At 29.8% G+C, this 12,061-nt stretch carries 11 protein-coding genes and 1 rRNA gene; 11 read left to right on the forward strand and 1 reads right to left on the reverse strand.

Features of this window, described 5'->3' with window-relative positions:
* The first annotated feature begins 5 nt into the window (after positions 1 to 5).
* The 9 genes from C7U54_RS12805 to miaA all read left to right on the forward strand — a co-directional run bounded on the left by C7U54_RS12805 (position 6) and on the right by miaA (position 9,865).
* Positions 6 to 266 carry a stage V sporulation protein S gene (locus tag C7U54_RS12805; protein ID WP_022000710.1) on the forward strand — a complete coding sequence of 87 codons (261 nt, stop codon included), beginning with the start codon at positions 6 to 8 and terminating at the stop codon, positions 264 to 266.
* Between the two features lie 73 nt (positions 267 to 339).
* Positions 340 to 585: a hypothetical protein gene (locus C7U54_RS12810; protein WP_022000709.1), complete on the forward strand. Its 246-nt coding sequence runs from the start codon at positions 340 to 342 to the stop codon at positions 583 to 585.
* A gap of 89 nt (positions 586 to 674) precedes the next feature.
* On the forward strand, positions 675 to 2,117 hold the full coding sequence (miaB, locus tag C7U54_RS12815; RefSeq protein WP_107030561.1) for a tRNA (N6-isopentenyl adenosine(37)-C2)-methylthiotransferase MiaB: 1,443 nt from the start codon (positions 675 to 677) through the stop codon (positions 2,115 to 2,117).
* A complete protein-coding gene (locus C7U54_RS12820) occupies positions 2,101 to 2,436 on the forward strand; it encodes a YlbF family regulator (RefSeq protein ID WP_107030555.1) in 336 nt (111 codons plus the stop codon). The genes miaB and C7U54_RS12820 overlap by 17 nt, the downstream gene beginning before the upstream one ends.
* A gap of 90 nt (positions 2,437 to 2,526) precedes the next feature.
* On the forward strand, positions 2,527 to 4,029 hold the full coding sequence (locus C7U54_RS12825) for an IMP dehydrogenase (protein ID WP_107030556.1): 1,503 nt from the start codon (positions 2,527 to 2,529) through the stop codon (positions 4,027 to 4,029).
* Between the two features lie 56 nt (positions 4,030 to 4,085).
* The gene (gene cotE, locus C7U54_RS12830; protein ID WP_022000705.1) at positions 4,086 to 4,565 is read left to right on the forward strand and encodes an outer spore coat protein CotE; all 480 of its coding nucleotides are present in this window, start codon (positions 4,086 to 4,088) and stop codon (positions 4,563 to 4,565) included.
* Between the two features lie 54 nt (positions 4,566 to 4,619).
* Positions 4,620 to 7,127, forward strand: coding sequence for a DNA mismatch repair protein MutS (gene mutS / locus C7U54_RS12835; protein ID WP_107030557.1), 2,508 nt, complete (start codon positions 4,620 to 4,622; stop codon positions 7,125 to 7,127).
* 9 nt (positions 7,128 to 7,136) lie between these two features.
* Entirely contained in the window at positions 7,137 to 8,942 is a 1,806-nt protein-coding gene (mutL, locus tag C7U54_RS12840) for a DNA mismatch repair endonuclease MutL (protein WP_107030558.1), read from the forward strand.
* On the forward strand, positions 8,942 to 9,865 hold the full coding sequence (gene miaA / locus C7U54_RS12845; protein WP_022000702.1) for a tRNA (adenosine(37)-N6)-dimethylallyltransferase MiaA: 924 nt from the start codon (positions 8,942 to 8,944) through the stop codon (positions 9,863 to 9,865). The genes mutL and miaA overlap by 1 nt, the downstream gene beginning before the upstream one ends.
* On the opposite strand, the gene C7U54_RS12850 is transcribed toward miaA, so the two are convergent.
* On the reverse strand, positions 9,862 to 11,130 hold the full coding sequence (locus C7U54_RS12850) for a replication-associated recombination protein A (RefSeq protein ID WP_107030559.1): 1,269 nt from the start codon (positions 11,128 to 11,130) through the stop codon (positions 9,862 to 9,864). The genes miaA and C7U54_RS12850 overlap by 4 nt on opposite strands.
* 77 nt (positions 11,131 to 11,207) lie before the next feature.
* Here C7U54_RS12850 and dtd point away from each other — a divergent pair, with 77 nt between their 5' ends.
* Positions 11,208 to 11,657: a D-aminoacyl-tRNA deacylase gene (gene dtd, locus C7U54_RS12855; RefSeq protein WP_107030560.1), complete on the forward strand. Its 450-nt coding sequence runs from the start codon at positions 11,208 to 11,210 to the stop codon at positions 11,655 to 11,657.
* Between the two features lie 296 nt (positions 11,658 to 11,953).
* A 16S ribosomal RNA gene (locus C7U54_RS12860) occupies positions 11,954 to 12,061 on the forward strand; the annotation flags it as partial.

The following is a 12,061-nucleotide window of genomic DNA, read 5'->3' on the forward strand; positions in this document are numbered from 1 at the left end:
AAAATATGGAAATAATTAAAGTATCTTCAACATCTGTTCCTAATCACGTTGCAGGAGCAATAGCATCATTAATGAGGGAACAAGATAAACTTATGATTCAAACAATTGGTGCAGCAGCACTTAATCAAGCAATTAAATCAATTGCTATTGCTAGAGGATATATTATACCGACAGGTAAAGAGCTTATCTGTATTCCTTCTTTTCATGATTTAATGGTCGATGATAAAAGGATTACTGCCTTAAGGCTTGTAATAGAATTACGTTAATTTTTAGTGAAAAGGGTTTCTTTTTTTAAAAATTCATTGTATAATACTGACATGTAAATGGAGGTTTTTTAAAATGGCAAAATGTAAATTATTAATGCAAACAGGACAAGTTCAAAAAATTATTGATTTCTTTGATGGATATTCAGATGATAAAGTATCATGTAAATATGTTAAAAAAGTAGGAATCAAAGCTGAATTTGAATGTGAAACTGAATTATCACCAGAAGAAGCTGCAGGTCATTGTAAAGGAGTATTTAAAGGAACTCCAGAAGGTAAAGTATTATACTTCTCAATCCAACCAGATGGATTCTTTGGATAAGATAAAATGATAAGGACTGATAAGTCCTTATTTTTTTCTAGCCAAAAGATAACTTTATGTATATAATAGGAAAGAAATGTGGTGAAAAAATGAAAGATTATAGTGAATATTTTAAAGGGCCAAATTTAAAAGAGGCTCAAAAAAGAAGTAGAAAACAAGTTGATCATTTAAAAGATGCTTTTGAAATACCTAGTGATATGGTAAGTGTAGGTAAAGGAAAAACTTATTATATTCATACTTATGGTTGTCAAGCGAATGAACGTGATGGTGAAACATTAGCAGGTATTTTTGAAATGATGGGATATATAGCTGCTAAAGAAATCGAAGAAGCAGATGTCATTTTATTAAATACTTGTGCTATTAGAGAAAATGCAGAAGAAAAAGTATTTGGGAAAGTAGGTTATGTTAAAAACTTAAAGAAGAAAAACCCAAATCTTATTTTTGGTTTATGCGGTTGTATGGCGCAAGAAGAAGTTGTTATTAAAAGAATATTAGAAAAACACCCACATATAGATTTAATCTTTGGAACACATAATATTCATCGTTTACCAACTTTATTAAAAGAAGCAATGTTTAGTAAGGAAATGGTTGTAGAAGTATGGTCTAAAGAAGGGGATGTTATTGAAAATACACCTGTTACACGTGCTAATGGACATAAAGCATGGGTCAATATTATGTATGGATGTAATAAATTCTGTACGTATTGTATTGTGCCTTATACAAGAGGAAAAGAACGTTCTCGTTTAATGGATGATATTCTTGAAGAAGTTAAAGGATTAAAAGCAGATGGGTATCAAGAAATCACTTTACTTGGACAAAATGTCAATAGTTATGGAAAAGATTTAGAAGAAGACTATGATTTTGCGACTCTTTTAGAGGAAGTTGCTAAAACGGGAATTGCACGTATTCGTTTTACAACAAGTCATCCATGGGACTTCTCTAGAGAAATGATTGAAATCATTAATCAATATGATAACATCATGCCTTATATCCATTTACCAGTACAATCAGGAAATACAGAAATCTTGAAATTAATGGGTAGAAGATATACAAGAGAACAATATTTGGAACTTTTCCACATGATTAAAGAAGTGATGCCAGATTGTTCAATTACAACAGATATTATTGTTGGTTTCCCAAATGAAACAGAAGAACAATTCCAAGATACACTTTCTTTATATGAAGAATGTGAATACGATTTAGCCTATACATTTATCTATTCTCCTCGTGAAGGAACACCTGCTGCTAAAATGCAAGACAATGTGCCATTTGAACAAAAACAAGACCGTTTAGAAAGATTAAATGAAGTTGTTAAAGAAAAAGCTTTAAAACAAAATCAACGTTTCTTAAATCAAGTTGTGGATGTTTTAGTAGATGGTCCATCTAAACGTGATGAAACAATGATGACAGGATATACGGCACATCAAAAATTGATCAACTTCAAAGGGCGTAAAGAAGATATTGGTAAAATTGTGCCTGTAAAAGTCACAGAAGTAAAAACTTGGGCTTTAAAAGGTGAACAAGTTGACTAGAATTGAAGAGCTTGCTAGAAAATTAAATCAAGAAATTTTAGCTTTAGAAGTTGTTCAAGAATATCAAAAGTATGAAAAACTTGTTTTAAATGATGAAAAACTTAAACAATTAGAAAAAGAATTAAAAGTATTACAAAAAAAGATTGTCAATCAAAAAGCAAAACAGGATGATCGAGTTACAAAAACAATTCAAGAATATCAAGAAAAAAAAGCATATTATGAAAATCATCCATTAGTTGTTAATTATTTATATTTACAAAATGAAGTGAATGAAATCTTACAAACAATCAATCAACAAATGAATAATGCTTTAAAGTAGGGAAACCTACTTTTTCTTTTTATTATTGACTTATTTAAATTTGGGGATTATAATTTTTCAAAAATATAGAAAGAATAAGGAGATAAAAAAATGGCATTTTACTTTGAAGAACCATCGCGTACTTTTAATGAATATTTATTAGTTCCAGGATACTCATCAGCTGAGTGTCGTGCTGAAAACGTAAGTTTAAAAACACCATTAGTTAAATTTAAAAAAGGTGAAGAACCTGCATTATCACTCAATGTTCCATTAGTTTCAGCAATTATGCAAGCTGTATCTGATGATAATATGGCAATTGCCTTAGCTAAAGAAGGTGGAGTTTCATTTATTTATGGATCTCAATCAATCGAAAGCCAAGCAGCTATGGTAAGACGTGTTAAAAATTATAAAGCTGGATTCGTTCCAAGTGATTCAAACTTATCACCTGAATCAACTTTAAAAGATGTTTTAGATTTAAAAGAAAAAACTGGACATTCAACAATGGCAGTTACAGCGGATGGAACTGCTAATGGTAAATTATTAGGAGTTGTTACTGGAAGAGATTATCGTATTTCTCGTTTATCAATGGATACAAAAGTTGAAACTTTTATGACATCATATGATAAATTAATTTGTGCAGATTTAGGAACATCTCTTAAAGAATGTAATGATATGATTTGGGATAACAAATTAAATGCATTACCTGTAGTAGATGCTGAACAAAGATTACATTATTTCGTATTTAGAAAAGACTATGAAAATAGAAAAAATAATCCAAATGAATTATTAGATGAAAATAAACGTTACATTGTTGGTGCTGGAATCAACACACGTGACTATGCTACACGTGTTCCTGCATTAGTAGAAGCTGGTGCTGATGTTTTATGTATCGATTCATCTGAAGGATTCTCAGAATGGCAAAAATTAACAATCGATTGGATTAGAGAAAATTATGGTGATACTGTTAAAGTAGGTGCCGGTAACGTTGTTGATGCAGAAGGATTTAGATTCTTAGCTGAATGTGGTGCTGATTTCGTTAAAATTGGTATCGGTGGAGGATCAATTTGTATCACTCGTGAACAAAAAGGTATTGGTCGTGGACAAGCTACAGCAACAATCGAAGTAGCTAAAGCAAGAGATGAATACTTTAAAGAAACAGGAATTTATGTACCAATTTGTTCAGATGGTGGTATCGTTCATGATTATCATATGACATTAGCCTTAGCGATGGGTTCTGATTTTATTATGCTAGGTAGATATTTCTCAAGATTTGATGAATCTCCTACAAATAAAGTTCAAATTAATGGACAATATATGAAAGAATATTGGGGAGAAGGTTCTGCTCGTGCTCGTAACTGGCAACGTTATGATATGGGGGGAGATGCTAAACTTTCTTTTGAAGAAGGTGTAGATTCTTATGTACCATATGCTGGAAGTTTAAAAGATAACGTTGGTTTATCATTATCAAAAATTAAACATACAATGTGTAACTGTGGTGCTTTAACAATTCCTGAATTACAACAAAAAGCTAAAATCACTTTAGTATCAGCTACTTCAATTGTTGAAGGTGGCGCACATGATGTTGTGTTAAAAGACTCTAAAGAACAAAAATAAGACTTCGTTGAAGTCTTTTTTTTATTTTTAGACATATTGTTATATGGGGTGACAAAATGGCTGGTAAAGTGTATGAAATCATGACCAAGGCAACTTTATCAAAAGGAACGAAAAAAACGATTTCTAAATATGATTATGTTGTTAATGAGATTGATAAAATACTAGGATGTTGGATTTGTAATCATCAATATCAAGGAATCATTAGGGAGCATCAACCATTTATAGAAGGAAGTTTTGATTTGCATATTTGGTATAGTCATTTAAATGAAAGTTATTTATTAAAACAACAAGTGCATTATCAAGATGCTATTGATTTAAATATGAAAGATCATCAACTCAGTCAAAATGATCAAATCATTGTTGAAAGTCAATACTTACCTCGATGTATCCATGCAACCTTAGAAAATAAAACAATGCACATCGAAATAGAAAAACAAATGTCTTTAAAAATCATTGGTGATACAACAATTCTTGTAGAAAGTAAAACAAATGATGAAGAACTTGAAATGAAAATTAATCCTGATTTCATAACATAGAAAGATGTTTCTTTCTATGTTATAATAATCAACGAATTAGAATGAGGTGTAAAAATGAAACAAAAATACAGTCCAATGATGATGCAATATTTAGGTATCAAGGAACAAAATAAAGATGCTATTGTGATGTTTAGATTAGGGGATTTCTATGAAATGTTCTTTGATGATGCGATAATTGTTTCTAAAGAACTAGAACTTGCTTTAACAGGGAAAAATGCCGGCGCTAAAGAAAGAGTTCCAATGTGTGGTGTTCCTTTTCATAGTGCAAGTGGATATATTCAAAAATTAGTAGATAATGGACATAAAGTCGCGATTGTTGAACAATTAACAGATCCTGGAAAAAAAGGTATTGTTGAACGTGGTGTTGTTCAAATTGTCACACCAGGTACTATTTTTGATGAATCGATGACAAAGAATAAAAATAATTATATCGCATGTATGATGATTTTTGATTTTGTTTATACGCTTGCTTTTTGTGATATTACAACAGGTGAATTTCAAGTCGTCAATATTGATAAAAAGGATCATCTTTTAAATAATCAATTAGCTTCGATGGAAGTTAAAGAAATTGTTGTTAAAAGTGATTGTACATATAACTTTAATGATTCAATTATGGTATCTCATTATGATAATGAAACATTTAATGAAAAATATCGAGATATTTTTCATAATATAAAAGATTTAAAAGAAATCAAAGTATCTACTTTATTATTAAATTATTTAATTGAAACACAAAAAAGAGACTTAGAACATCTTCAAATGATTGAAGAAATCAATAATCAAGATTTTATGACAATGGATCTTTATACTAAAAAATCATTAGAATTAACTGAAAATTCTAAAGATCATGAAAAATATGGTTCCTTATTTTGGCTATTAGATATGACAAAATCAGCAATGGGAGCAAGACTTTTAAAAAATTATATTGATCGACCACTTTTAAAAAAAGAAGCCATTGAAGAAAGATTAGATATTGTTGAAATCTTTACTCAACAATTTATTCAAAGAGAAAGTATTAAAGAAATATTAAAAGAAATCTATGACTTAGAAAGACTATCAAGTCGTATTGCTTTTGGAAACATTAATGCAAGAGATTTAAAATGGATTGCTTCTTCTTTAAAAGTCTTACCAGAATTAAAACAACAACTTTATTCATTCAATGAACCTTTAACAGATCAATTAGCCAATCAAATCATTGATCTATCACATATTACAAAACTCATTGATGATGCTATTATTGATAATCCTCCTCTTACGATTAAAGAAGGAAATATTATCAAAGATCATTTTAATGAAGAATTAGATGAATTACGTTATTTAAGAGATCATGGAAAACAATGGTTAGTTGATTTTGAACAAAAAGAAAGAGAAAAAACAGGTATTAAAAACTTAAAAGTTGGGTATAATCGTGTCTTTGGTTATTATATTGAAGTTACAAAAGGAAGTTTAGATCTTGTTAAAGATGAATTCGAATATACAAGAAAACAAAGTTTATCGAATGCAGAAAGATTTATTACACCTGAATTAAAAGATATGGAAAGTAAGATTTTATCAGCACAAGATAAAATTCAAAAATTAGAATATGTTTTATTTACTCAAGTTAGAAATGAAATCAAAAAAGAAGTCCATTTGATTCAAGATGTTTCGAAAATTATCGCGCGTGTAGATGTTTATCAATCTCTTGCAATGTTAGCAAGTGAAAATAGTTATGTAAGACCTGTCTTTAATAATCAAAAAATCATGGATATTAAAGAAGGTAGACATGGTGTCATTGAAAAAGTCATGGGGCATGGTAAATATGTACCTAACGATGTTTCAATTGATGAAAATTCACCAGTTGTCTTAATTACAGGGCCAAATATGGGTGGTAAATCGACTTATATGAGACAAGTAGCTTTAATTGTTATTATGGCACAAATTGGTTCATTTGTTCCTGCTAAATATGCTAATTTAACGATTTTTGATCAAATCTTTACGCGTATTGGAGCAAGTGATGATTTAATTAGTGGTCAATCAACTTTCATGGTAGAAATGTTAGAAGCGAATAATGCTTTACGTTTTGCTAGTGAAAAATCTTTGATTTTATTTGATGAAATTGGTCGAGGAACAGCAACTTTTGATGGAATGGCTATTGCCCAGGCAATGATTGAATATATTGCCAGTGAAATTCATTGTATGACATTATTTTCAACCCACTACCATGAACTTACATTTTTAGAAGATAAAGGTCTTGGAATTCAAAATGTTCATGCCAGTGCTAGAGTAGATAATGATCATTTAGTATTTGAATATTTAATTAAAAAAGGACGTTCTAATAAATCTTATGGGGTCAATGTGGCTAAACTTGCTAAATTACCAGATGAAGTAATCAATCGTGCTAATTTAGTATTAGAAACACTTGAAGAAAATAACGTAGAAGATCGTTTAATTGAAGAAAAACAAGTTCAAGTTATTGAAAAAGAAAGTGAAGTTGAAAAATATTTAAAGACAATTGATCCAATGGCTTTATCACCATTAGATGCTTTGTCAACTTTAATCGAATTAAAGAAATTAGTAAAGTAGAGGTGGCCTATGAAAATAAAACAACTTGATGATATTTTAGCAAATAAAATAGCAGCTGGTGAAGTCATTGAAAGACCGGCAAATGTTGTCAAAGAATTAGTTGAAAATAGTATTGATGCCTCTTCTTCTAAAATAGATATTATTATAGAAGAAGGAGGAATGAATTTAATTCAAATTATTGATGATGGATCAGGAATGGATAAAGATGATGCACGTCTTTGTTTTTCAAGACATGCAACAAGTAAAATCTATAATGATCAAGATTTATTTTGTATTCAAACATTAGGCTTTAGAGGCGAAGCTATTCCTTCCATTGCTTCTATTTCTCATTTTGTTTTAAAAACCAGTGATGGAAGTCAAGGATCAACAGTAATTTATGAATTTGGTAAATTTATTGAACAAAAACAAAGTGACCTTAATAGAGGAACAAATATTTCTATTTCAAAGCTTTTTCAAAATGTACCAGCAAGATTAAAATATGTAAAATCTGTCAATGCTGAATTTGCACATATACAAAATTATGTAGAAAGACTTTCTTTATCTCATCCAGATATTGCTTTTACTTTAATACATAATGATAAGATGACTTATAAAACAAATGGAAATGGAAATTTATTAGAAGTTATTCATCAAATTTATGGGTTATCTGTGGTTAAAAATATGTTGAATTTAAAAGCTGGAAATGATGAATTTCAAATAGAAGGTTTTATTGGCAAAATTGAAGTGAATAGGGCAAGTAAGAATCATATTGTTACGATGGTCAATCATCGTATTGTTAAAAATCAAGTAGCAATCGATGCTATTAATCAAGCATATCGTAAATATTTAGCAGATAATCGTTATCCTATTGCAGTCATCAATATTGAAATTGATCCCTATTTAGTGGATGTCAATGTTCATCCAAGTAAGTTAGAAGTTAAGTTTTCTAAAGAATACGAATTAAAACAATTGATTTTTGATGCGGTATCTAAAACTTTGGAAAATGTTAATTTAACTTACCAAGTCAAAGAAGAAAGACCAGTCTTTAAGCCACAACTAGATCAAATGGATCTAGATATTGATTTTAGACAGGAAATTCCTACAAAAGTTCAAGAAAAACCGCAAGCTTCATTTATTCAACAAAAAAAACAACCACTATTTGTTCATGAAGAAAAAAATGAATATATAACAGAACCTGTAGAAAAGCTTTTTGAAGAACCTATCCAACTCGAAAAAGTTGAAGTGTCTTTAAAAGAAATGAAAAAGAAAATATTTGTAAAAGCACAAATTCATGGAACTTATATTGTAGGTGAAGATGATAGTGGAATGTATTTGATAGATCAACATGCTGCACAAGAAAGAATCAATTATGAATATTTTCTAGAAAAATATAGTCATCCAGATATGACAATGAGAGATTTATTAATACCTATTACAGTTGAATATCCTTTAAGTGAATGTATGATGATTGAAGAAAGAAAAGATTTATTAAAAGAAGTTGGCATTGATTTAGAGCCTTTTGGTAATGGTTTTATTATTAAACAACTGCCAATGTGGATGAATCAAATTAATGAACATTTATTTATTGAAGATATGATTCAACAGATATTAAAAGATAATAAAATTGATTTACTTTCTTTACAAGAACATGCTATAGCAACATTAAGTTGCAAAGCATCTTTAAAAGGAAATAGTCATCTATCAATTGAGTCAATGCAAACAATTGTTGATAATTTAATGCGTTGTGATAATCCTTATGTTTGTCCACATGGAAGACCAACGATTATTCATTATTCAGCATATGAATTAGAAAAATTATTTAAGAGGGTCGTATAATGGAAAAAGTAATTGTTGTAATTGGACCAACAAGTGTTGGTAAAACAAAAATGGGAGTGGCTCTTGCTAAAAAGTTCAATGGAGAAGTTATTAGTGGAGATTCTATGCAAATTTATAAACAGATGGATATAGGAACTGCTAAAGTCACAGAAGAAGAAAAAGAAGGCATTATTCATCATTGTGTAGACATTTTAAATTCTGATGAAACATATAGTGTTCATGATTTTCAACAAACAGTAAGAAAAAAGATAACAGAAATTACCCAAAGAGGACATGTTCCAATAATTGTTGGTGGAACGGGATTGTATATAAAAGCAGCTTTATATGATTATCAATTTGATGAAATGGAAAATGATCATCATGCAATAAATGAAAAATATAAAGATTATACAAATGAACAATTACACGATCATTTAAAATCAATCGATGAAGAAAGTGCAAAAACATTACATTTTAATAATCGTCGACGTGTTTTAAGAGCTATTGAAATTTATGAAACAACAGGTAAGAGGAAAAGTGAAATGTTAGAAGAACAAGAGCATATTTGTTTATATGATGCTTATTTTGTGGGATTAACGCTTCCTAGAGATGTTTTATATGAAAGAATTAACAAACGTGTTGATGTGATGATGGAAAATGGTTTAAAAGAAGAAATGGAGCGTCTTTATAGTCAAGGACTTACAAGAAATCATCAAAGTATGAAAGCGATTGGTTATAAAGAATGGTTTGATTATTATGATCATCAAATTGATTTAAATGATGTTTTAGAGCTAATAAAAAAACATTCAAGACAATACGCTAAAAGACAGTATACTTGGTTTAAAAACCAATTTGATGTTCATTGGTATGATGTGAATTTAGAAAACTTTGAACAAACCATTGAACAAGTAACAGATGATATAGAAAAAATCCTAAAAGTTTAGGATTTTTTTGTATGATTTAATTTTTTAATATTACTTGTACGCCCATGTTTTAAAATACGTCGATAATTTTCAGCTAATGCTTTTTCATATTGACTTGTCATCCAAGGTACATAGAATTGATTATTTGCGATTTGATCAGGTAAATATTGAATATATTCCCATAACTCAGGACGGTCATAATTATATTTTTCATCCTCTTCTAGACCAACAGGTGTTAATCTTAAATATTCAGGTGCAGGCAAAGATTGTTGTCTTAAAGAAGCTAAGGCAGCATCAATAGCTGCTTCTGATGATTTAGATTTAGGTGAAAGACATAAATCAATAATAGCACTTGCAATAGGAATTCTTGCCTCAGGAAATCCTACTGTTCTGGCAGCTTGAAAAGCAGCAACAGTACGCATACAAGCATTTGGATTAGCAAGTCCAACATCTTCATATGCACAAACAAGGACACGTCTTTCTAATGATTCAATATCATTATATTCTATCAACTTTGCAAAATAATACATAGCTCCATTAGGATCACTTCCACGAATAGATTTTTGTAAACCACTTAAAGTATCATAATGTTGATCTTCATCTTTATCAAATTGACCATTAGCTTGTGTTAAAGCATTTTTAGCATCTTCAATAGTAATATGATTATCATGAGAAATAATTGTACATACTTCTAAACAATTATATGCAAAACGAATATCTCCTGATGAAAGACGAGCAATATGTTGCAAGATTTCTTCATCACATTGATATTGATGGTGATAGCCTTTTTCGCTATCTAAAGCGTGATGTAAACCTTGAATAATATCTTCTTGAGTTAAAGGCTTAACTTCAATGATTTGACATCTTGAACGAATGGCAGGATTGATAGAATGATAAGGATTAGCTGTTGTACATCCAACAATAATCAATAGACCACTTTCTACATAAGGAAGTAAATTATCTTGTTTCATTTTATTCATACGATGAATTTCATCGATAATGACAAAAAGACCATTAGATAATTTAGCTTCTTCAATAATCAAATCCATTTCTTTTTTATTTCCTGTAGATGCATTAAAAGTACGACAAGGCATATTTAAATCATGAGCCAAAGCCATTGCAAGAGTTGTTTTACCACAACCTGGTGGGCCGTATAAAATAACAGACATTGGATGATTCTTTTCTACAAATTTAGTAAATAAACCATTTTCACCAATAATGTGTTTTTGTCCTAATATATCTAAAAGAGATTGAGGTCTCATATTATAAGCTAAAGTTTCACTCATAAAAAAATCTTCCTCCTTAATACAAAATGAATTATAATGATTATAACACTTTTATAAAAAGAAAGGTAGAAATGAATATGAGATTAGTTGTACAAAGAGTAAGTGAAGCAAGTGTGGAAATTGAAGGAGAAATAAATGGACAAATCAAACAAGGATTTATGGTATTAGTAGGTATTACGAATGATGATAATGAAGAAATTGTTGATAAGATGATTAATAAGCTTATCAATTTAAGAATTTTTGAAGATGAAAATGAAAAATTGAATTTATCATTGATGGATATCAAAGGAGAAATTCTTTCTATTTCACAATTTACTTTATATGCAAATTGTAAAAAAGGAAGGAGACCTAGTTTTTTAGATGCTGCTAAACCAGAAATATCAAAACCATTATATGAATATTTTAATAAAGCATTAGAAAATGCAGGGGTCCATACAGAAACAGGAATCTTTGGAGCGATGATGAAAGTCTCGCTGATCAATGATGGACCAACAACGATCATCCTGGACAGTAAAGAAATCATATAGTCATAAGGCAAAGAAACGTTCTGTAAAGATCGTTTCTTTTAATCATGACAAAAAAACACAGATAAAAAAACGTTGATATAAAGGCAGAAAAAGAGGGGAATAGAGAAAAAGATAAAAAAATACAGAAAAAAGCTTTACAAAAGGGAGAGGGGATGGTAATATAAATGGGCACTCGACGAGAGAGTCAAGTGAGAGGACATTGAAAACTGAACAGGAAAGAATAAAACACAACGTCAATTAAGTTAAAGAAATAAAAAAGAGCTAAACAGACCAAAGTTGTCTGAAGAGATAGAAGGACAATGGAGAGTTTGATCCTGGCTCAGGATGAACGCTGGCGGCGTGCCTAATACATGCAAGTCGAACGCTTCACTTCGGTGAAGAGTGGCGAACGGGTGAGTAATACA

This window comes from Faecalibacillus intestinalis (assembly GCF_003024685.1).
Lineage (GTDB): Bacteria > Bacillota_I > Bacilli_A > Erysipelotrichales > Coprobacillaceae > Faecalibacillus > Faecalibacillus intestinalis.